Source organism: Helicobacter typhlonius, assembly GCF_001460635.1.
Lineage (GTDB): Bacteria > Campylobacterota > Campylobacteria > Campylobacterales > Helicobacteraceae > Helicobacter_C > Helicobacter_C typhlonius.
On sequence record NZ_LN907858.1, the window covers coordinates 544,494 to 567,389 of the forward strand.

Below are 22,896 nucleotides of genomic sequence, written 5' to 3' on the forward strand. Positions count from 1 at the left end.
TATCTCACTACATAAAGGAAAAGAATGAAACAGAAAAAATCTCTAGGAAGAAAGATTTTGCGAGAGATATTGCGCCTTCTATACAAGCTTTGCTCTAGATTATGGACTTATGCAAAGGGTGGTAAGCCAATGAGTAAGGCGGAAATCGCACAAGATAAGGCAGACTACACGCGACTTAATGCAGATGAGCGTTTCAAGCTTGATAATGCGTGGGATTATCTTTGTTTAGAAGACAAATATGCCCAAAATGGCACATCTATTGATAAGCAATATTTTATACAAGATATATGGGGTGCGCAAAAGGTGCTAGAGTATAAGCCGAGTGTGCATTATGATGTGGGCTCTAGTGTAAATGGTTTTATCGCTCATCTCCTCGCACAAAAACAAAAGGTTGTTTTGTTTGATATTCGTCCTATGGATAATCAATTTGACACTCGCTTCTTAAAAGCGGGGGGGGGGGGGTAACCTATATCCAAGAAAATGCCACGCTTTTAGCGGGTATTGCGGATAATTCTATAGAATCTCTCTCGGCTTTATGTAGTGTGGAGCATTTTGGGCTTGGGAGATATGGAGACCCTATAGAGCCTGACGCGTGGGAGAAAGCACTCAAGTCATTTCAAAGAGTGTTAAAGTCTAAGGGTAGGTTATTTTTCAGTGTGCCAGTGGCGAGTGAAGATAGACTATGTTTTAATGCGCATAGAATCTACAAGCCACAAAGTATTATAGATGTGCTTGATGAAATGCAAATTATAGAAATGGGCTATATCCCCGATACACTTGATGTTGTAGAATGTATGAAGTGGGAAAATGAGAGTTTGCAAATAAACCAAAATGCAATAGCTTCTCTTCCTGCACCGCATAAGAGAAGCTATTGCACCGGGCTATTTGCCTTTGAAAAGAAGTAGTTATCTATCTTTTAGCTTAAGCTCTGTAATGAGCTTGGCATAGCGATCATATTGCGTTTTTTTAAGATAGCCAAGAAGTGATTTTCTCTGTCCTACGAGCTTCAAAAGTCCTAAGCGACTTGAGTGGTCCTTAGGATTTGCTTTCAAATGCTCTGTCAAATCCGCAATTCTTTGTGAGAGTAGCGCAATTTGCACTTCACTTGAGCCTGTATCTTTGCTGTCTCGTGCAAACTTCGCGATAATCTCTTTCTTTTTCGCCATATCTAAAGCCATTTGACCTCCTTGATTGGTATAAATTAAAGGACGCATTCTATCCTAAAAACCTAAAAAACGCATAAAATAAGCCCCATATCTACAAAGATTCACTATTTATTTAAGTGAAAGTCCTCACTTATGAATCTAGCCATTAAAAAGTATGGCGTATATAGAAAAATGCGTGAGAGCGGTCATCTTTACGATTGTTAGTAAGCACTGCTGGTCTATTTGCTTGATCTACATAAGAACCTCCAAGAGGACTATATCCTGCTTTAGTTGTATCACTAAACCATTCTAATTTTCCACCTATAGAAATATCCTCACGGATTTGATAATTAAGGATAAATGCCACGCTTTGTTCTGCACTTCTTGGGCTATTTGTGCCGCGTCCTAAAATTTTCCAATCAAAATTTCCATAATTTGCACCTAAAAAGCCATAACCTGTAACTGCATTTCTCCCTATAATGTCATTAAGAGCCTGCCCTATATCATACGCACTTCCTGTCCAAATATCAAGTGATAGAGGATTCCCCCAACGCCCTATAAGTTCACTTGCATTACCAAAGTTTTGATAATACCCTGCACCAAAGAAAAACATATTTATTTCAAATTTTTGCTCAATATGAAGTGTATAAGAGTATTTTTCCACCTCACCCCATCTAGCATCTGCATATCCTATCCTACTTGAATCAGCCACAGGAGCAAGAAATCGAATTTTAGTTAAAGATTTGAATCCCTGTGCTTCTTTGCTCGGATTACTATCAAAAGTGATACTTGCCCCAGGTGCGGTATATACACCCGGAGTATAGTAAGAAAATGCAGAGAGTGTAAGCCCACTACTGCTAAAATCAAGTCCTGCTGCATAAATATTACGCGTAGCCCCACCTGCATATGTGCCAAGCACACGATAGAAATCATTAAACCATTGGTCATATGCAAAGGCACGGCGATTTGATAAAAAGCCCCAAAGTTTTACACCACCTGCTTGAAAATAACCTTCTGCCCCTTGAGTGTAGCCGCTAAACCATTCCCCAACCTTTCCAGATTCATAACGACCTGCTTTAAGATACACATTCTCTCCATAGCTATATTCTAAAAAAGCATTTTGCACCATATAGTTTTGCACCCTCTCTTTATCCCACGCAGTTCCAAAATATGCTGTAACAACAGGCGAACCAATATTAGAGACTAATGAGTCATTGCGAGTAGAATCAAAAGCTAATCCACCAATAGCCCCGCCAAGTCCAGCTTTGAATCCTGCTCCTAAATCTGCATTGAGATTAAGCTGTGCGAATAATGTTGTAAAACTCTCTGTTGGTGCTTGATTGTTTGCTTTATCAAACTTTTGGTTGTTAAAACCCCACTTTGTGAAACTCTCTGCTGAACCACTTACTTTATAATCAAAAGCATTGAGACTAGAAGTAAGCAACCCCCCCCCTAAAGCTATATACGCTAAAGTTTTTTTCATTTTCTTTCCTTTGTGTTGTAGAAATTAAAATATTCTTAAAAAATATTGTAAATATTTACATATTTTTAAGAATACAATATGTATTTTAACATTTTATACTTAATTTTTACTTAATACATTACAATAAAACAAGAAACAAAAAAGGCGAAGATAGGCGACTTAAGCACAAATACAAAACTCTAGCACTGCCATACGCACACATACACCATTGGTTACTTGCTCCAAAACCTTGCAACGAGGATCTTTAAGAACCTCATCATCAATATCAATATTACGATGCACAGGTCCGGGGTGCAAAACAATCACATCTCTATCGCCTAAAATTTCTGGTGTAATGCAATATTGTGAAGCATAGTCTTTGAGTGAGCCATAAATTTGCTTATCGTGCCTTTCAGTTTGCGTGCGTAAGCTCATAAATACATCAACTTCCTTGGCAATTTCACGCAAATATGTTGTTGTGTAGAGATTTGTAGGTGGAAGAAAATGTGGTGGAGCAACCAAAATCACCTCCATACCAAAACGTGTAAGCAATTCTATATTACTATTTGCCACGCGTGAATTTTTAATATCACCCACAATGGCAATTTTTTTGCCTTTAAGATTCTCCACATCATTACCAAAATGCTCCTTTAAAGTAAGTAAATCAAGCAAGGCTTGTGTAGGGTGTGCGTGTGCGCCATCACCACCATTAATAATAGAACAACTCACTTGAGATTTGAGATAATACCCAGCTCCAGCGTTTTTATGCCGAATAATGATTGCATTAGGTTTCATAGCGTTAAGATTAGCTGCAGTATCAGACATACTCTCGCCCTTAGCAGTAGAGCTTTTACTCACATCAAGTCGCACTACATCAGCGCTTAAGCGTTTAGCAGCGATTTCAAAGCTAGAGAGTGTGCGTGTGGAGTTTTCAAAAAAAATTGTAATGATTGTCTTGTTTTTTAGGCTTTCCCTATGGCGCATATCTTTATAGATTTGGGCTGATGAGAGGATAGATTCAATTTGTTCTGTGCTTAGGTCGCTTGTGCGAAGGAGATGTTTGGGTGGTTGCATAAAATAGAATCCTTTATGTGAAATCTTGCGCTATTGTATCAAAGTTTGTGATAAAATTACATTGCTTTCTTGCAATATTCATAGAATCTAAGCAAAGTTACGGATATGTTATTTACTAGAATTTTTATCATCATAATGTGTGTGCTGTGTGTGGGTTGTAGTGATTTTCATCGTAAAGATTTCGTGCATATCCCTTCAGCTCATAATAGCACGCAAAAGACACAAAAAGAAAATGCCATTCAGGCGATGCGCAAGGGGCAGATTCTAGATAATAATCGCACACGCGTGTTGATGATTGTGCGCTATATGAATGAAGTGAGCAAAGATTTTGTGAGTGGCAGTGATGAGGTGTTTTTAGTAGAAATGTATGCACGAGATGAAAAAATAGCGCAAAATAGACTTTCTTTCACATTAAAAAATACATACAAAAGCATTGAGGCATATGAAGTGCTTATACAAGACAAGCGAGATTTGGGGCAGTTCGCGCCTGATATTGTGTATAATGACATTTACAAAGTCTCATTTAGTAGCATTGGATTTAGAGGGAGAGATAGCCTAAAGCTCATTGCACATATAAAGGGGATTGGCGATATTAGCTTTGACTTTGGTTATATAAAACTAAAAGGTAATCTCGCAAGGTAATGCAACGATTAGACAATTACTGCTCTAAGATTCTATCCTCACGCACAAAGGCACAAGAGGCTATTGCACTAGGTTGCGTGAGTGTCAATGGTAAAAAAGTTTATAGAAATGCCACATTGTTAGAATCCAGCGATGAGATTCATATTGATACGCAGGGTTTGCTCGTTGGCAGGGCAGGATACAAGCTAAGAAGCTTTGTTAAGAGACTTGAGGAGGCGCATTTGTGGGAGCAAAATCATCTCCACAATAAGCGAGTATGCGATATTGGCTCTAGCACCGGAGGCTTCGCGCAAGTGCTTTTAGAATGCGGTGTGCGTGAGGTGGTGTGTGTCGATGTGGGGACAAATCAGCTTCACGCGAGTGTAAGGGAAGATTCTAGAGTGCGAGTTTTTGAGCAATGTGATGCGAGGGATTTTAATGATGAAATAGGCTTTGACCTGCTTTTGTGCGATGTGAGCTTCATCTCGCTTTATAAGCTTGTAGAGAGTTTCAAGCGCATTTCTAGTAAGGAATATATTTGGCTTTTTAAGCCACAATTTGAAGTTGGTAAGCATATCGAAAGAGACAAAAAGGGTGTGATTAAGGATAAAAATATAGGATTCAAGGCTTTAGAAAAATTTTGTTTTGATGTGCGCGAAGATTTTAACATTATTCACACCGCGCAAAGCGATATAGCAGGAAAGGAGGGGAATATTGAGTTTTTTATCTATGCCGCAAGACGCACAGATTCAGGGTTTGGCACTGGGAAAATTTGATGGTATGCACCTTGCCCATAGGGCGTTAATCACGCATTTACCACCTCAAAGCACCTTGCTCTGCATAGAGAGCAAGGGCGAGACGCTTACACCAAATAAAGCTCTGTATAGCCCTTATCCCGTTATTTCGGTGTGCTTTGAGGAGATTATGGGCTGGAGTGGCGCATACTTTATGGAAATTATCAATGACAAATTTCCCTCTTTGGTTCAATTAGTCGTGGGCTATGATTTTGCTTTTGGCAAAAATCGCGCGTATGGCGTGAATGAGCTTATAGAATTTTTTGGTAAAAAGGTGCTAGTTATGCCTGAATTTCGCGTCAATGGTGTGAGTGTGCATTCAAGCCTCATTAAAGCATCTATCCGCGCGGGTGATATGCAAAAGGCGGCAAAAATGCTTGGTAGATTCTATTATATAGAGGGTGGTATCATACCCGGACAGAATCTTGGTTCAAAGGTGCTTTATGCAACTATCAATATTCGCGCACAGGATTATGTGTTGCCACAAAATGGTGTGTATGCGACTTTCACGCAGCTTGGAGAGGAATTGCTACCGAGCGTGAGTTTCATAGGAAATCGCCTAAGCACCGACAATGCTTTTAGTATAGAGACGCATATACTCGAACGTGAGATTCATATTTTGCCTAACGATAGAGCAGGGATATTTTTCGTGCAAAAAATACGAGACAATCAGCAGTTTTTGAATCTGCAGTGCTTGAAAGAAGCGATTACACAAGATGTGCAAGAGGCTGGGGAGATTTTGCATAATGCGGATAAAAATTTAGCATTGTAGTTGTGGGTGCAACACATTTTGTGAAGTAAAGATTCTAAAATTTTCAAATAAAGAAAGCCTTACAAAATACTTTTTCTCTACATTTTTTAGAATCTTTGCTTTTTGTAGCCTCATTTTGTCGCAATGTTATACATTTTCAATATTTTTGTTTTATTTTATTTATTTAAACTTTGTTTATTAATACAGATTTCGGTAAAAGAGGTCTAAGTCGTTGGAGGATTTATTTAAAAAAGGAAGATTTGAATGGGTGGAGAGAAAATTGTTAGCGGTTTTTTGGTATCAAAAACTGACCCAAAGGGCAAAATAACTTATTGCAATCAAGCATTTATTGATATTTCTGGTTTTACCGAGCAAGAGCTTTTGGGCAAACCTCATAATATCGTGCGGCACGCTGATATGCCACGAAGTATTTTTGCATATTTGTGGAAAAAAATCCAAAATAGAGAAGAAGTCAATGTATATGTAAAAAACCTCTCTAAAGACGGAAGCTATTATTGGGTTTTTGCGAATGTAACACCATCTTTTGATATGAATGACAATATTATTGGATACTATTCTGTGCGGAGAAAACCAAATGCAAAAGGGATAAAAATCGCTACTGAACTCTATGCTAAAATAAAAGAAGCAGAAAAAAATGGTGGTATAGAATCTGGCTTGGCACTTTTTCACAAACATTTTCAAGAGCTGGGTGAAAGCTATGAGGATTTCATTTTGCATACGCAAGTAGAGCAATAAAAGGAGGTGGGAAATGATTATTGCAATTTTAGGCGTTTTATGTGTTCTTTTAATTGGATATATTTTTTATCTCACAGCAAAAATAAAACAAGACAGACAAGCGGTAAAGAAAGTTAAATATTTAATTGATGAGACATTAAAGGGTAATTTTGAGCCAAGAATAACAAATATCGGTAATACCGAAGTTTGCCATATTGCGCGAGGTTTGAATGAATTGCTTAATAATTTGGAAACTTTTATTCGGGAAAATAATATTGTCATTCGTAAATCTTTGGAAATGGGGAGTTTTAGACCATTTTTGACTGATGGGATATTACCAAATTTACAAGCAGTAGGCACATATGTTAATAATAATATCAATGCAAGTAGGGAAGTGGCAAAAATGAGTGCAAAGAGAGAACTTAATTTTGCCCTAAAAAATATCAATAAGAATCCACAACAACAAAAAATCATACAAAATGATTTTTATAAAATTTTGGCAACTCTTAGTGATGTTTTGCAAAAAATATCACTAATGGCAACCTATTCTCAAGAAAATTGTGCCAAGATTTTAGATTCTATGCGTATGCTTGAGCAAGCACGAGAGCTTGTTGTGGTTAATAGTGATTCGGTGAGTGGATTGAGCGAACGTTCTGGTGAGATTAATTCAATTGTTGATGTGATTAATGATGTAGCAGACCAAACAAATCTTTTGGCCCTCAATGCTGCCATTGAAGCAGCAAGAGCAGGAGAACACGGACGGGGCTTTGCAGTGGTAGCCGATGAAGTGAGGAAGCTTGCTGAAAAAACGCAGCATTCTACAAAAGATATTTGGACACAAATTAATCTCTTCCAACAGGCTACAAGTGAGATTTATGAAAACTCTCAGAAGATGACTGAGCAAATGAATGATTTTGGCAATACAATGAATGGATTTGGATCAACTTTTGAAGAAATTAACTCTTATTCATCAGAAATTAAAACTTCCATAATGACTATCAATGCACGTTTGTATAGTAGTATTTTAATGACAGATTATCTCATTTTTAAGAGTGATGTGTATGATGATGTTCTTAAAGAAGTCAATGATGAAAATCTTACAAATAATATTATGTTAGTTTTTGATAATTGGTTGCAAAAACGTGGCAATGTGCATTATGCTGGGACAAAGGTATTAGAAAAAATTGTTGATACTCATAAGAGTATTGTAGAATCTGCCAAAAATGGTCTAAATGATGCGCTTTCTTGTAATGAGAATATGTGTCATCCACACGTCCTTGAATCATTCAAAATAATGGAAGAAACTACCGACACTCTCTTTAAAGAATTTGAAAAACTTGCTGATATGTGGAAAGAAAAAGATAAGTCACAAGAGCAGAGTGCTTGAGCCCTTGAAAACTTATAGGATTCTATGCGGATTTTATTACATAAGGTTTTGTGGGTTTATTCATAGGAGTTTGATATAAATCTTATTCAAACATTTATAAAAGTAGATGAGAGATGTAGGTTTAGAATCTAGGGATATAAGAGTGCGTAGAAGATAACAATGTCTGAATATTATGAATATGGATTACTCGCACTTTTTGCTATTTGTTTTGTGGCAAGCACACTTTATCCACTTGGTTCTGAAGCTTTTGTAGTGGGATTTGTGGGCTTTGGGTTTGAGCCTTTGGCTGTGTGGATTGTTGCGAGTGCAGGAAATATTTTAGGAAGCCTGAGCACCTATTATCTTGCCTATTATGGTGGATACGCGTTTATAGAGCGATTTTTTCCAAAAGCAAAAGATAAAATTAATGCCTTTGCACCAAAAATCAAGCGATTTGGTTTTATCTATGCGTTTTTTGTTTTTGCTCCATTTGTGGGCGATATTTTTGCTTTAACACTTGGTATTGTTCGTTACAATCAAATACTAAGCATTGTAGGTATTGCACTTGGTAAAATGCTACGATATGCTTTAATCCTCGTGCCATTTATGGGGTAAAGCGTAAAATTTTAGAGTATGTTTTGTATCTATATTTGGCAAAAACTAGGTTTAAATTTGTATAATGTTATGCAAAAAAGTGAATATTTGAAAGAGTAAAGATTCACAAAATTATGCAAGGAGTTTTTATGCCATTACTTGATAGTTTTAAGGTTGATCATACAAGAATGCCAGCCCCAGCAGTGCGTCTTGCAAAGACTATGCAAACACCAAAAGGTGATGTGATTAGCGTGTTTGATTTGCGTTTTTCCCGCCCAAATTGCGAGATTCTAAGCGAGAAAGGTATCCATACAATGGAACACTTGATTGCAGGCTTTATGCGAGAGCATTTAAATAATACGCGTGTGGAGATTATTGATATTTCGCCAATGGGTTGTCGCACAGGATTTTATATGAGCGTGATAGGTGCGCCAAATGAATATGATGTAAAAGAAGCGTGGGAGGCAAGTATGCGCGATGTGTTAAGAATCCGCGATGAGAAAGCGATTCCCGAGCTTAATATTTATCAATGTGGCACTGCTAAAATGCACTCTCTTAAAGAGGCGCAAGATATTGCTCAAGTAGTGCTTGATAAAGGCGTAAGTGTAATGAATACACAAGAGTTGCTTTTAAAAGATTTTGCATAATTTTAAGCACAAGGTAATAAGGAACAATCCTCATACTTGCTTATAAGATTCTAAAATATTTAAGGTGTAAATTATTACATATATTTTGGAATCTCGCATATTAGGTTTATTTAGATTTACTTAAAATGCCGATAGGAGATTTTACTTTATATAGTTCATTTTGATTTCACAAACAAGGCTTATGATTGCATATTGCAAAAAAAAAAAAAAAACGATACAATCGCTCAATTTCATAAATAGAAAGGAATTTTAATGCGTTTTTATAATATCATTTTTGGAAGTATAGCTTTTAGCCTTATGTTAGGCTTTATGGCTTGTTCAGATTCTGATAAGCAAGGTAAAGAAATCCCAAGTCTTAAAGTGGAAACTTTAAATATTGCTCATCAAAATGTAAGCTTGAGTTTTGAATATGCTGCAAGATTAAAAAGTATCCAAAGTGTAGGTGTATATGCACGAGTGCAAGGTGTGCTGCTTTCAAAGAATTTTAAAGAAGGTGATATTGTTCAAGAGGGGCAATTACTCTTTAAGATTGACCCTGCACGTTATATTGCAAAAGTGAATCAGGCTAAAGCACAATGGCAATCTGCAGAGGCAAATTTTATCAAGGCAAATCGCGATTGGAAACGTGTGGAAAAACTTTATAAACAGGGTGTTTATACGATTGACCAATATGATACTTCGCGCTCAAACTTTCTTTCTGCTCAAGCAAATGTGGCAAGCACACAAGCTGCACTTGATGATGTAAAAATTGATTTAGGCTATACTGATGTAGTGGCGACTATTAGCGGTAGAATTGGTATGCGTAGCTATGATGTAGGGAATCTTGTAGGTGCAAATGGACAAGAAGTGCTTACGACCATTACGCAATTAAGCCCAATTTACGCAGAGTTTGCCATTCCTAATACAGATTATTATTTGATGCGTGGATTAGAAAATGCGCGTATTCAGGTTGAATTTGTGCTTGGTAATGGCAAAGTATATGACAAATTAGGCAAACTTGATTTTGTTGATAGTGTGCTTGATGCCCAGACTTCCACAGTTAAAGCGCGTTCAATTGTAGATAATGAAGAACATAAACTCCTACCTAATGAATTTGTGAGAGTGCGCTTAAAGGGTTTTGAAGCTCAAAATGCTATCACTATTCCTCAAAGTGCGCTTTTACAAGATTCTCAAGGCAGCTATGTCTATATTATTAAAGAAGGCAAGGCGAAAATTGCACGTGTTATTCTCGGACAGAATCTGCGAAATAATCAAGTGCTTATTGCAAGCGGATTGTCAAATGGTGATACTCTTGTATTAAACCAACTTTCAAAAATTCGTGAAGGCGTGCCACTTAGCCCAATAGGAGCAGATTCCAAAAAAGCCACAAATGTTCAAGGGGGTGCGCAAGAAAATCAAAACAAGATGCAAGATAAAAAACAAGAGCAAAAATAAGGAGAAGCTATGTCAAGATTCTGTATTAATCGTCCTATTTTTGCAATGGTGCTCTCAATCGTCATTACACTTGTGGGTTGTATTTCAATGTTTGTTTTACCCATAGAGGAATATCCACAAGTAGTGCCAAATGAAATTATGGTGCAGGCTACTTATAGTGGTGCAAGTGCAGAAGTGATGGCAAATACGGTAGCAAGTATTATAGAAGATAGTATTAATGGGGTAGAGGGTATGCTCTATATGAAATCTTCTTCAACTTCAAGTGGTGTAATGAATCTGAGTGTATTTTTTAGTAATGATACAAATGCAGATATGGCATTAGTCAATGTAAGTAATCGCGTTCAAGCAGCTCTTGCCCAATTACCAACAGAAGTGCAAAGAGTGGGGATTACTACGCGTAAAAGATCTTCTACTATGCTTGGAGTATATGCGATGTATTCAGATAATCCTGCCTATACTGCAACTTTTGTAGCAAACTATGGTATTTTAAATGTTATTAATGAGCTTAAACGTGTGCCCGGAGTAGGTGATGTAACTCCTTTTGGAACAAGAGATTACTCAATGAGAATCTGGCTTGATATTGATAAACTCTCACAAAATAATCTCACGCCTTCAGAAGTGGCAAAAGTCATTGCCGAACAAAACTCACAATTTGCAGTAGGCTCATTTGGTAAAGAACCAGTGCGCAGTGATATTGCCTTTACTTATTCTGTAACAACACAAGGGCGATTTGTAAGCGCAGAGGAGTTTGGAAATATCATTATCCGCTCAAATAATGATGGTTCAGCTTTGCGTCTTAAAGATGTGGCAAAAATAGAGCTTGGAGCAAAAGATTATAGCGTAAGCCCATTATTTAATGGCAAAGATGCCGCAGCATTTGGTATTGCCCTGCAACCCGGAGCAAATGCACTTGATGTCGCAGATAATGTAGAGAAAAAAATGAAAGAGCTCTCACAAAATTTTCCCGAAGGGCTACATTATAAAAATGTTTATAATACAACTGATTTTGTGAAAATTTCTATTAAAGAGGTAAGAAAAACTTTTATTGAAGCTATCGTGCTTGTAGTCATTATTATGTATTTTTTCTTGCAAAATTTCCGCGCAACTATTATCCCTGTAATTGCTATTCCCGTATCAATTATTGGCACATTTGCAGGAATGTATGCGCTTGGATTTTCAATTAATCTCCTCACACTTTTTGGGCTTATTTTAGCTATTGGGATTGTTGTTGATGATGCGATTATTGTGATAGAAAATGTAGAGAGAATCTTGCATACTGAAAAAAAGGCAAATGGCGAAAAATATTCGGTAAAAGAAGCTACCCTTAAAGCTATGGGTGAAATTCAAGGACCGGTAGTGGCTATCGTGCTTGTGCTTTGCTCGGTGTTTATTCCTGTGGCGTTTATTGGTGGCTTTAGTGGGGCTATTTATAAGCAGTTTGCCATTACTATTGTTATTTCAGTTGTCATTTCTGGCTTTGTAGCCCTAACACTTACTCCCGCACTCTGTGTATCTATCCTTAAGGCAAAAGAACCAAAACCATTTTATATTGTAAAGAGATTCAATGATTTTTTTGATTGGCTTACGCATAAATTTGGTATGCAAATAGGAAGAGCATTAAGGCGAGGCTCAGCTCTTTTACTTTGTTTTGTGGCAATTATTGTGGTTACTTGGGGGCTATTTTCACGATTGCCGAGTTCTCTTGTGCCAAGTGAAGATAAAGGAAGTATGATAAGTTTTATTCAGCTGCCACCCGCAGCTTCACTTTCTCGCACCACTACAGAGGGTAAAAAAGCTTTGGCTATTTTAGAGCAAAATCCAAATGTGGATTATAGTTTTTTAATTTCAGGCTTTGATATGCTTGCAAGTGCAGCACGCTCTTCAGGGGCAGTGATTTTTGTAACGCTTAAAAATTGGAGTGAGCGAAATGAGAGTTCTTTTGAGATGTCTAAAAAGATGATGGGTGTATTTAATGCTAGTCTTGATGCCTTTTCCCTTGTAACTACACCACCAGCGATTATGGGCTTATCCACGGTGGGCGGCTTTGAGATTTATATACAAGATAGAAATGGTGGAAGTATTAAAGACTTAGAAAAATACGCAAATCTTCTTGTGATGGAAGCTAATAAGCGTAAAGAGCTTGTTGGCGTGCGAAGTCTTTTTAGTGCAAATATCCCACAATATCATCTTACCCTTGATAGGGAGCGTGCAAAGGCAAGTAATGTCAATATTGATGATGTATTTACCACTATGCAAAGCACTTTTGGGCAGTATTATGTTAATGATTTTAATCTCTATGGCAAAACTTATCAAGTAAATGTTCAGGCACAAAGTGAGTTTAGAGAATCTCCAGAAGATTTAAGTCGCATTTTTGTGAAATCAGGCAATGGCGATTTAATCCCTATTAGTGCGCTTGTGCATTTTGAGCGCGTTATTGGACCAGATATTGTAGATAGATTTAATCTCTTTACAAGTGCAAAAATTGTTGGCAATCCTAATGAGAGTGAGGGGTATTCAAGTGGTGATGCGTTGCGTGTGATTGAGCAATTAGTAAAAGAAGTGTTGCCAGAAGGTTATACTATTGCTTATTCAGGCACAAGTTATCAAGAGAAAAATGCGAGTGGCACAGGCGAGATTGCATTTATATTTGGGCTTATCTTTGTATTTTTGATTCTTTGTGCCCAATATGAGCGATGGCTTATGCCGCTCTCCGTGTTAAGTGCTGTGCCATTTGCTGTTTTTGGTGCAGTAGTAGCGACAACATTGCGCGGACTTGATAATGATATATATTTTAATATTGGATTAGTTATGCTGATTGCCTTAAGTGCTAAAAATGCAATTTTAATCGTTGAGTTTGCCCAGCATTTACACGAAAAAGAGGGTAAGGGCATTATGGAATCTGCCATAGGTGCTGCAAAATTAAGATTCCGTCCTATCATTATGACTTCACTTGCTTTTAGCATAGGTGTGCTTCCTTTAGTTTTAAGCACAGGAGCGGGAAGTGCAGCAAGACACGCTATTGGCACAGGCGTTATTGGCGGAATGATGGCGGCAACATTTATAGCAATATTTTTTATTCCGCTCTTTTGGAGCTATGTCGCCCGATTATCGCAGTGGATTCAGTCAAAAAAGGGCAATCAATAATATTGCGTGAGGCAGCAAAATATTTAGGGTTCATAAGCTTTATTGCGATTTTTGAATCTTATGCTATGTGTTAAAAAGATGATGAAGTTCGCTTGAAATACTACTCATAAAAAGCGGCGCATAGGGGGTGTTTTGTGCTAGGGCGGTACAAAAATATTTCATATCTTTTTGCGAAGTGAGGCATTCCGCACACATTTTTAGAATCTGTGGCGCGTTATCTTTTGGGATATGCTTTGGCGCGTGGCTTGGGCTTGTGAAGTGCTTGTGGATTCTATGCACGAGCATTTTATTTGTAATCTCCATAATCATCGAATCTATGGGGAGTTTAAAAAACATCAAGTTATCGTGTGGATTGAGCGAGAGATAAGTCGTATCTACGCCAAAAATTTTTGTGCTATATGAATCAAACAAATACAGGCTTTTGTTGTAATTATCCTCAAAACTCTCTATCATCAGCTCAAGCACAGCTAATCGTTCCCTGATGGTGTAAATATTGCCAATGGGTGAGAATGCAAAGCGTAGCAAGGATTCGATACTATACCACTCTATGCTTTCAAAGGAATGTTCGAGCATAAGCTCATATCGTTTTTGTCGCAAATGTGCTGCACGGGGAGAATGTCCAAATTTGTATGGAAAAGTAACAATTTTATCGCGATAGGCAGGTGAGGGGAATCGAGGGTGAATGACAAATCGCTGCTTAGATTCTTTGTCTAAGATGTATTCTAAACCACCCTCATAGCCCTTGTCAATGATACGAATCTCACTTTTTGGAATCTGTGTAAGTAGAGTAAAAAACTCATCATCACTACAATCTTTATCCCAAATGCGTTCCGAATAGCGAAAGTAGTGTGTAATTGCTTCAAGGACTTCATTTGAAGGCTCTTTAGTAACACTTTTATCAATCCACGAGGTAAGTGTGCGTCTATCCTTGCCAATAATCTGTGCAAACCTCGACACGCTAAGATTTGAGCGCTTATAAACAACGAGCAATCGTTCTAAAATGCTGAGTGCCACAGCCATACCTTTATGTAATTTTTATTTAAATATTTTATAGATTCTGTCAAAAGGGTTAGTTTATACGCATTGTTTTATTAGCGCAATGCTTCAAAATTGCACAATTTTTGTGTATAAATAGTGTTTTATGTGTAAAAGTTGCAATAAAATGTCAAAAGTTGTGCAAAACAAACAAAGATATTCAATGTAGAATAGTTCAATCTTAAAAAGCAAGATGAGGTTTGAACTTCTATAGAGTTGGGGCTTCAAATGCGGTAGGAGTGCTTATGGATATACATCAATTATACAAGCAAAAGCTTATGAGTACAGAAGACGCGGTGAGGGTGGTGAAGTCTGGAGATTGGGTGGATTATGGCTGGGCAGTTACTGCACCGGTGGCACTTGATCTCGCTCTAAGTAAGCGCATACAAGAGCTAGATGATATAAAGCTTCGCGGTGGAATCCTCGTGCAAATCCCTGAAGTGTTTAAGGTCGATACGCAAGGCAAACACGTTTCGTGGCATACTTGGCACGCAAGCGGCATAGGGCGGAAGTTCATTGAGCAGGGCTTAGGATTCTATATTCCTATGCGATATTCCGAATTGCCGAGGTATTATAGAGAGACAAAGGCTAAGCCAAATGTGGCAATGCTCCAAGTTGCGCCTATGGATAGCCACGGGTATTTTAATTTCGGTCCTAGTGCTTCGCATTTGAGTGCGTGCATAGAAATGGCTGATGTCGTGATTGTGGAAGTCAATGAGAATATGCCTCGCTGTTTGGGTGGTTTTGGCACAGATGTGCATATCTCACAAGTGGATATGGTGGTTGAGGGGGATAATCCGCCTTTGGTAGAGGTGGGCTCACCAGAAATCACAGATGTGGATAAGGCGGTGGCAAAGCTCATTGTTGAGGAGATACGAGATGGCGCGTGCATACAGCTAGGCATTGGCGGTATGCCAAATGCGGTTGGTTCTTTCATCTCGCAATCGGATTTGAAAGATTTGGGCGTACATACAGAAATTTATGTCGATGCGTTTGTGGATATAAGCAGGGCAGGTAAGATTACCGGTAGGAAAAAAAATATAGACAAGGGGCGACAAACTTATTCTTTTGCAATGGGGAGTAAAAAACTCTATGATTTTTTGCATAATAATCCTGAATGTATGAGTGCACCGGTGGATTATACGAATGACATACGCACGATTGCTGCACTTGATAATTTTGTATCGATTAATAACGCGGTAGATGTAGATATTTTTGGGCAGGTTAATTCTGAATCTTCGGGCACAAGGCATATTAGTGGTGCAGGAGGACAGCTTGATTTCGTGCTTGGGGCATATTTGGCAAAAAATGGTAAAAGCTTTATTTGTTGTTCTTCTACGATGAAGGCAAAAGATGGCACATTAAAAAGTAGAATCTTGCCAACATTGCACGAGGGCAGCATAATCACGGCTACGAGGGCAAATGTGCATTATCTTGTAACTGAATATGGCAAGGCAAATCTCAAGGGTTTGAGCACTTGGGAGAAATGTGAGGCGATTATCTCTCTTGCACATCCAGATTTTAGAGAATCTCTTATTAAGAAGGCAGAAGAGATGAAAATTTGGCGTGCAAGTAACAAAATTCGCCCTTAAACCACACAATAAGGAGGATAAAATTTTTCACAACTTTATTCAATTCACCAAAAAAGGAACACAATGAAAACACAAGGACAAAAATTAAGGGAAGCGATAGGGCAATATAAGCCTTTGCAAATTATAGGTGTGATTAACGCCTATTCTGCAATTCAGGCGCAAAAAAGTGGTGCGAAGGCATTGTATCTAAGCGGCGGTGCATTGGCGGCGATGAGTTTAGGTGTGCCGGATTTAGGTATTAGCTCATTAGAAGATGTGTGCATTGATGTGCGCAGAATCACCGCTGCGAGTGATTTGCCATTGCTTGTTGATGCAGACACAGGCTGGGGCGGGGCGTTTAACATTGCACGCACGATTAAGGATTTGACAAGAAGCGGTGCGGCAGGTTGCCACATTGAGGATCAAGTCGCACAAAAAAGATGTGGACATCGCCCAAACAAAGAGCTTGTAAGCAAAGAGGAGATGAGCGATAGAATCAAAGCCGCAATGGACGCAAAGATAGATTCTAGCTTTGTGGTAATGGCACGCACAGACGCCCACGCAAGCGAGGGGCAACAAGCCGCCATTGATAGAGCATTGGCGTATGTGGAAGCCGGAGCCGATATGATATTTGCCGAGGCAATCCATACGCTAGAGGAATATAAGCAATTCACACAAGTCATCAAAGTGCCTGTGTTGGCTAATATCACAGAGTTTGGCAAGACACCTTATTTCACGCGCGATGAGTTAGGAAGCGTTGGCATTTCTATGGTGCTTTACCCGCTTTCAGCAGCACGCGCGATGAATAAGGCGGCATTGGCAGTGTTTGATGATATTTTGCGCAATGGCTCACAGAAAAAGAGCATTGATTCTATGCAAACACGCGAGGAACTCTATGAAATGCTAGGCTACCACGAGTATGAGCAGAAGCTTGATAAGCTTTTTCAAAGCAAAAAATAATTTTAGATAAGGAGGACACAATGGCAGCACCAACAAAAAAGGTTGGCGGATTAGCAGGTATAAGTGCGGGTGAATCAGCGATTTGCACCTGCGGCACAGGACACGGGCTAAATTATAGAGGCTATGACATTTATGATTTGGCAAGGGAATGTGAGTTTGAGGAAGTAGCGTATTTGCTTTTAAGAGAAAAGCTCCCAAATAAAGCTGAATTAGAATCTTTTAAAAAGGAGCTTATTGCGGCACGAAGTTTGCCAAATGAGTTAAAGCAAACGCTTAAACTCCTACCTAAAAATGCGCACCCTATGGATATTATGCGCACGACTTGCTCAGTTTTGGGTTGTATTGAGCCAGAGGTTTATGATGTGCTTAAACTCTCTTTTCCTAATCAGCAAAAGGTTGCTACGCGCCTACTTGGAATCTTCCCTTCCGCGCTTACCTTTTGGCATCATTACCACGCAAGTGGCAAGGAGATAAGCACAGATTCTAAGCAGGATTCTATTGGTGGGTATTTCTTGGAGCTTTTACACCAAAAAGCTCCCAAAGACTTGTGGGTAAAGGCAATGCACGTAAGCCTTATTTTGTATGCAGAACACGAGTTCAATGCTTCAACTTTTACTGCACGTGTGATTAGTGCGACATTATCAGATTGCTATTCAGCAGTTGGCGGTGCGATTGGTGCTTTGAGAGGACCACTGCACGGCGGGGCAAATGAGGCGGCTATGGAGCTTATCGCAGAGTTTAGCTCTCCAGAATCTGCCACACAGGGCATTAAGGATAAGCTTGCAAGAAAAGATAAGATTATGGGCTTTGGACATCGGGTCTATGTGGAAAAAGATCCACGCAATGTGGTGATTAAAGAATGGAGCAAGAAGCTAGGCGATGATGTGGGCGATACAAAGGGGCTTTATCCTATTAGCGAGGCGATTGAAAAGGTGATGTGGAATGAGAAAAAGCTTTTCCCAAATCTTGATTTTTATAGTGCGTCTGCTTATCATTTTATGGGAATTCCAACGGCATATTTTACGCCTATTTTCATCTTTTCACGCACGGCAGGGTGGATGGCGCATATTTTTGAGCAGAGGGCAAATAACAAGCTAATTCGTCCAAGCTCGGAATATACAGGACCGGACAATAAGGAGTTTGTGCCAATGCAAAATCGCTAGGTGCATCAATAATTTTTTCATTTCAAAGGAGCCACAATGAGCCACGATATGGGTATTTTAGAGACAAAAAGACCAGAATTTGATGAGTTGCTAACAAAGATAGCAAAATACGCGCTTGAGTTTGATATTAAATCGCCTCTTGCCTATGAAACTGCACGATATTGCCTTATGGATACGATTGGTTGCGGACTTTTAGCATTGAATTTTCCCGCTTGCACCAAGCTTTTGGGACCGGTTGTTGAGGGTGCGGAGTTTCGTCCTTTGGGTGCGAAGATTCCCGGGACAAGCTATCAGCTAGAGCCAGAACGAGCGGCGTTTAATGTTGGTGCAATGGTGCGATGGCTTGATTTCAATGACACTTGGCTTGCGGCAGAATGGGGACACCCAAGCGATAATTTAGGCGCGATTTGGGCGGTGGCGGATTATCTAAGCCGCAAGAATATAAGTAAGGGCAAAGAGCCTTTGAAAGTCAAAGATGTGCTAACAGCGATGATAAAAGCACACGAGATTCAAGGCGTTATAGCCCTTGATAATAGCTTTAACAAAGTGGGCTTAGACCACGTGCTGCTTGTGAGAATTGCTTCTACTGCGGTAGCTTGTGTTATGCTTGGCGGAAATTTTGAAGAAGTGCGTAATGCTGTAAGCCACGCTTTTATTGATGGTGGGGCTTTAAGAACTTATCGCCACGCACCAAATACAGGCTCACGCAAAAGTTGGGCTGCAGGTGATGCGAGCAGTAGAGGTGTAAATCTTGCATTAAAAGCATTAAGTGGAGAAATGGGCTATCCAAGTGCGTTAAGCGCGAGTTTTTGGGGATTTGAAGATGTGAAAATGAAAGGGCAAAAGCTCACTATCCCACAAGAATTTGGCAGCTATGTAATGGAAAATGTGCTGTTTAAGATTAGCTTCCCGGCAGAATTCCACGCTCAAACTGCGGTAGAATGCGCGCTTAAATTGCATAATGAAGTCAAAGACAGGCTAGATTCTATTGAAAAAATTGTGATTACTACTCAAGAATCCGGACATAGAATCATCAATAAAGTAGGCAAACTTGACAATCCAGCAGACAGAGACCACTGCATTCAGTATATGGTGGCAGTGCCGCTTGTGTTTGGGCGACTTACAGCTGATGACTATGAGGATAGTGTAGCAAAAGATTCGCGCATTGACGCGTTGCGTGATAAAATGGTGGTAGAGGTAGATGAGCGATATACACGCGAGTATTTAGAATCTGATAAACGCTCCATTGCTAATGCGGTACAGATTTTCTACAAAGATGGTAGCAAGAGCGAGAAAGTGGAAGTGGAATATCCTATCGGGCATAAAAGACGCCGAGATGAGGGGATTCCGGTGCTTGTAGCGAAGTTTAAACGCAATATCGCACTTAAACTTAGCCCGAAAAAATGCGCTGCGATTGAAAAGCTTTGCAGCGACCAAAAAACTTTAGAATCTACGCCATTTAATGAGTTTAGCGATTTGTTTGCATTGTAACAAGATAAGAATCTAGGGGCAATGGCTCTTAGATTCTGCTTATAGCAAACGTTTTTTCTATTCTCTTTAACTTTTGAGTGATTTTTCCCATTCATATGCGGATGTAACAATCACTCTTAAATCATTATGTTTTGGTTTCCATTGAGTAAGAGAGAGAATCTTATCATTCTTAGCACTTAGTTCAATAGGATCACCCTCTCTACGAGCAGATTCTAGTACTTTGAAATTGACCCTGCTCACTTCTTTCACAACCTCAATCACTTCTTTGACGCTATAACCTTGCGAGTAGCCTACATTAAAGATATTTGATGTTTTGGTGCGCTGCAAATATGTGAGTGCTTCAAGGTGCGCGCTTGCCAAATCATCAATATGGATATAATCCCGAATACAAGTGCCATCTTTTGTGGGATAATCTGTGCCAAAGATTCCCATACTTTCCTTTTTGCCACAGGCACACTCACACGCTACTTTGATAAGATGAGTGGCATTTTTGCTCCTTTGCCCTAAGCCTTTATGTTGAGCGAGAATCTGTGCTGTATTATCCATACTCGCCCCTGCGACATTAAAATAGCGCAGTGCCACATATCTAAAGTCTTTTACCGCCTTTGCTGTATCTGCTAAAACTCGCTCACTCATCATCTTTGAAGCACCATAGGGGTTTATAGGCAAAAGCGGTGCGCTTTCATCAATGGGGATAAGCGATATATCAGGCTCTCCATACACTGCGGCTGTGGAGCTAAAGATAAATTTTGTTATGCCACATTCCACGCATAAGGCAAGAAGATTTGTGGTATTGAGCGTATTGTTTGTGTAGTATTCAAGCGGTTTGAGGACAGATTCACCGACAATAAGCGAAGCGGCAAAATGAATGATTGCTTCAAAGTGATATTTTTCAAAGAGTTGGCGCATTTTTACAATGTCATTAATATTGCTTTGTATAAAAGTTACTCTATCCTTAAAGCATTCTTGGAGATATGCAATATTTTCTTTAAAACCTGTGCTTAAATCATCAACGATGACAAGATGATAATCTGTGTTTTGTAAGAAGCAATACGCTGTGTGTGAGCCGATATAGCCACCGGCTCCTGTAAGTAAGAGATGAGACATATTTATTCCTTAGGCTAGAATCTTAAGGACAAGATTCTAGCAAAGTTTGGCTAAATATATCCTGCGACTTTAGCGAGTAAATATCCTGCAACACAAGAGCTAAATACACCGATAAGTCCGGGTAAAATAAAGCTGTGGTTGATGACAAATTTGCCAATATGTGTTGTGCCAGAGCGGTCAAACTGAATCGTTGCCAAATCGCTAGGATAAGTTGGCAAAATATAATAGCCATAACACGCTGCTGCAAAGGCTACGATGATACCGGGTTCTACACCAATACCCAAAGCTAAAGGCACAAATGCCGCAATCGCTGCCGCTTGAGAATTAACAAACTTAGAGATAAGTAAAAGCATAATCGCATAGGTCCAAGGGTGAGATTTCACCACATCACCAAGTGCTTCTTTCATCATTGGCGTATGCACTGCAAACATTGTGTCCGCCATCCACGAGATTCCAAACACCGCCACAAGCGCAATCATACCAGATTTAAAAATTTCATTGCTGCCAATCTTTTTGGCATCAACTTTTGTAAAGATAATAATAAGCGCACCCGCAAGGAGCATAAAAGCCTGAATCACATTCACCATTGAGATAAAATCCATAGAAGGATTGCCGAGTTTATCCTTTTGTGGAAGAGCGGTAATATCGCCAGATTCTAGAGCAGATTTAAATGCGCTCTGCCCCCCCCCCTGTGCCTTTTGGTCAAAACCTAGAGCTTTGAGATCTACAATACCTTTATTTTCACCATTAGGAGTCCATTTGATAGTTGTATCTTGCAAATGCGCCTGATATGCCATTTTTTGCCCCCAATTTGGCTTGAGTGCGTCAAATGCACCTACTGCTGCCACAGCCGCAATCGCACCTAGGAAAATCCACATTGCCACCCAGTTGCTTGTAGGAAGCTTCACGCCGAGCAATGTTTTAGAATCTCCATAGACATATTGTTTGAATTCAGGATCTTTGATTTTTTCTTGAAACTCAGGATCTTTGTCTAAATCTTTGCCCCTAAACCAAGAGAAAATCCCTATACACAATACACCAACAAGTGTGCTAGGAATCGTGATTTGAAGTAGGTTGATGTAGCCATCAAATCCGGCAAGTTTATGCTCTGCATTTAAAAGTAGGGCTGTTAGGCTCACCACTGCCACAGACACAGGAGAGGCGATAATACCCATTTGTGATGAGATAGAAGCCGCCGCCATAGGTCGCTCAGGGCGTATATTATTTTTAATCGCAATATCATAAATAATAGGCATAATCGTATAAACCACGTGTCCTGTGCCGCACAAAATCGTCAAAAAGCAAGTAACAAAAGGTGCGAGAATCGTCAAAAACTTAGGATTGCGTCTTAGAATCCGCTCTGCAATTTGGAGCATTACATCTAAGCCTCCGCTTGCTTGCAATGTTGCACTTGCCACAACGACCGCCAAAATCGTAAGCATAACATCAATAGCAGGTTTGCCCGGTTTGATATGGAAGCAAAATACAAGCATCAAAATCCCAATGCCACCTAAAAGCCCGAGTGCAATACCACCTTTACGCGCTCCGTAAAAAAGACAGACAAGAACTACAAGCAGTTGAATCCCAAACTGCCACCCTTCGCTTAATTGTGTAAGAAAATCCATAAAACCTCCTTAAAGTTGTGGATTTAAAAAGCCGTCATTCTATTTCAAAATACATAAAATAACAAGTTTTTTGAGAGACTTGTTCAAAAAAAGTGATGAAGGTGTTTAAATTAGAAGCTCAAATATGCGTTTTTGCATTTGTATTTTGGAGTAATCCTCAAGAATCTTTTGCTATGA

General features: G+C 39.2%; 21 protein-coding genes. 15 read left to right on the plus strand and 6 right to left on the minus strand.

Annotated features, from left to right (window positions below):
* Positions 1–24 precede the first annotated feature (24 nt).
* Both BN2458_RS10310 and BN2458_RS10315 read left to right on the plus strand, forming a co-directional pair.
* Positions 25–465 (plus strand): hypothetical protein, encoded by a 441-nt coding sequence (locus BN2458_RS10310; protein ID WP_231944834.1) that lies wholly within the window; start codon positions 25–27, stop codon positions 463–465.
* A 77-nt stretch (positions 466–542) separates the two neighbouring features.
* Entirely contained in the window at positions 543–905 is a 363-nt protein-coding gene (locus tag BN2458_RS10315; protein ID WP_231944835.1) for a DUF268 domain-containing protein, read from the plus strand.
* Here the strand turns inward: BN2458_RS10315 and rpsO are convergent, their stop codons facing one another.
* From rpsO to BN2458_RS02735, 3 genes are all read right to left on the minus strand, one after another.
* On the minus strand, positions 906–1,178 hold the full coding sequence (gene rpsO / locus BN2458_RS02725; protein ID WP_034325986.1) for a 30S ribosomal protein S15: 273 nt from the start codon (positions 1,176–1,178) through the stop codon (positions 906–908). It abuts the gene before it with no gap.
* Between the two features lie 133 nt (positions 1,179–1,311).
* The gene (locus BN2458_RS02730; protein WP_034325987.1) at positions 1,312–2,628 is read right to left on the minus strand and encodes an outer membrane family protein; all 1,317 of its coding nucleotides are present in this window, start codon (positions 2,626–2,628) and stop codon (positions 1,312–1,314) included.
* 159 nt (positions 2,629–2,787) lie between these two features.
* Positions 2,788–3,681: an aspartate carbamoyltransferase catalytic subunit gene (locus BN2458_RS02735; protein WP_034325989.1), complete on the minus strand. Its 894-nt coding sequence runs from the start codon at positions 3,679–3,681 to the stop codon at positions 2,788–2,790.
* Positions 3,682–3,786: 105 nt separating this feature from the next.
* On the opposite strand from BN2458_RS02735, the gene BN2458_RS02740 reads away from it, so the two are divergent.
* From BN2458_RS02740 to BN2458_RS02780, 9 genes are all read left to right on the plus strand, one after another.
* Entirely contained in the window at positions 3,787–4,323 is a 537-nt protein-coding gene (locus BN2458_RS02740; RefSeq protein ID WP_034325991.1) for a hypothetical protein, read from the plus strand.
* Positions 4,323–5,078: a TlyA family RNA methyltransferase gene (locus BN2458_RS02745; protein WP_034325992.1), complete on the plus strand. Its 756-nt coding sequence runs from the start codon at positions 4,323–4,325 to the stop codon at positions 5,076–5,078. The genes BN2458_RS02740 and BN2458_RS02745 overlap by 1 nt, the downstream gene beginning before the upstream one ends.
* Complete coding sequence (locus tag BN2458_RS02750) at positions 5,017–5,868, plus strand: bifunctional riboflavin kinase/FAD synthetase (protein WP_231944836.1); 852 nt, start codon at positions 5,017–5,019, stop codon at positions 5,866–5,868. Before BN2458_RS02745 ends, BN2458_RS02750 begins: the two co-directional genes overlap by 62 nt.
* Before the next feature lie 243 nt (positions 5,869–6,111).
* A complete protein-coding gene (locus BN2458_RS02755; RefSeq protein ID WP_034325994.1) occupies positions 6,112–6,603 on the plus strand; it encodes a PAS domain-containing protein in 492 nt (163 codons plus the stop codon).
* Between the two features lie 565 nt (positions 6,604–7,168).
* The gene (locus tag BN2458_RS10710) at positions 7,169–7,969 is read left to right on the plus strand and encodes a methyl-accepting chemotaxis protein (RefSeq protein WP_231944874.1); all 801 of its coding nucleotides are present in this window, start codon (positions 7,169–7,171) and stop codon (positions 7,967–7,969) included.
* A 159-nt stretch (positions 7,970–8,128) separates the two neighbouring features.
* Complete coding sequence (locus BN2458_RS02765) at positions 8,129–8,563, plus strand: YqaA family protein (RefSeq protein WP_034325996.1); 435 nt, start codon at positions 8,129–8,131, stop codon at positions 8,561–8,563.
* A 128-nt stretch (positions 8,564–8,691) separates the two neighbouring features.
* A complete protein-coding gene (gene luxS, locus BN2458_RS02770) occupies positions 8,692–9,189 on the plus strand; it encodes an S-ribosylhomocysteine lyase (protein WP_034343499.1) in 498 nt (165 codons plus the stop codon).
* Between the two features lie 252 nt (positions 9,190–9,441).
* Complete coding sequence (locus BN2458_RS02775; RefSeq protein WP_058122033.1) at positions 9,442–10,623, plus strand: efflux RND transporter periplasmic adaptor subunit; 1,182 nt, start codon at positions 9,442–9,444, stop codon at positions 10,621–10,623.
* A gap of 9 nt (positions 10,624–10,632) precedes the next feature.
* On the plus strand, positions 10,633–13,767 hold the full coding sequence (locus tag BN2458_RS02780; protein WP_034343536.1) for an efflux RND transporter permease subunit: 3,135 nt from the start codon (positions 10,633–10,635) through the stop codon (positions 13,765–13,767).
* A gap of 63 nt (positions 13,768–13,830) precedes the next feature.
* On the opposite strand, the gene BN2458_RS02785 is transcribed toward BN2458_RS02780, so the two are convergent.
* Positions 13,831–14,781 (minus strand): hypothetical protein, encoded by a 951-nt coding sequence (locus BN2458_RS02785; RefSeq protein WP_052082189.1) that lies wholly within the window; start codon positions 14,779–14,781, stop codon positions 13,831–13,833.
* A 266-nt stretch (positions 14,782–15,047) separates the two neighbouring features.
* Between BN2458_RS02785 and BN2458_RS02790 the strand changes: the two genes are divergently transcribed.
* The 4 genes from BN2458_RS02790 (at position 15,048) to prpD (ending at position 19,987) form a co-directional block, all read left to right on the plus strand.
* A complete protein-coding gene (locus BN2458_RS02790) occupies positions 15,048–16,394 on the plus strand; it encodes a butyryl-CoA:acetate CoA-transferase (RefSeq protein ID WP_034326003.1) in 1,347 nt (448 codons plus the stop codon).
* A 63-nt stretch (positions 16,395–16,457) separates the two neighbouring features.
* A complete protein-coding gene (gene prpB, locus BN2458_RS02795) occupies positions 16,458–17,333 on the plus strand; it encodes a methylisocitrate lyase (RefSeq protein ID WP_058122034.1) in 876 nt (291 codons plus the stop codon).
* A gap of 20 nt (positions 17,334–17,353) precedes the next feature.
* Positions 17,354–18,496 carry a bifunctional 2-methylcitrate synthase/citrate synthase gene (gene prpC, locus BN2458_RS02800; RefSeq protein WP_034326004.1) on the plus strand — a complete coding sequence of 381 codons (1,143 nt, stop codon included), beginning with the start codon at positions 17,354–17,356 and terminating at the stop codon, positions 18,494–18,496.
* Positions 18,497–18,532: 36 nt separating this feature from the next.
* A complete protein-coding gene (gene prpD, locus BN2458_RS02805; protein ID WP_034326005.1) occupies positions 18,533–19,987 on the plus strand; it encodes a 2-methylcitrate dehydratase in 1,455 nt (484 codons plus the stop codon).
* Positions 19,988–20,053: 66 nt separating this feature from the next.
* On the opposite strand, the gene galE is transcribed toward prpD, so the two are convergent.
* Both galE and BN2458_RS02815 read right to left on the minus strand, forming a co-directional pair.
* Positions 20,054–21,094: a UDP-glucose 4-epimerase GalE gene (gene galE / locus BN2458_RS02810; protein ID WP_034343540.1), complete on the minus strand. Its 1,041-nt coding sequence runs from the start codon at positions 21,092–21,094 to the stop codon at positions 20,054–20,056.
* Between the two features lie 50 nt (positions 21,095–21,144).
* Complete coding sequence (locus BN2458_RS02815; RefSeq protein WP_034326007.1) at positions 21,145–22,719, minus strand: anaerobic C4-dicarboxylate transporter; 1,575 nt, start codon at positions 22,717–22,719, stop codon at positions 21,145–21,147.
* Positions 22,720–22,896 lie beyond the last annotated feature (177 nt).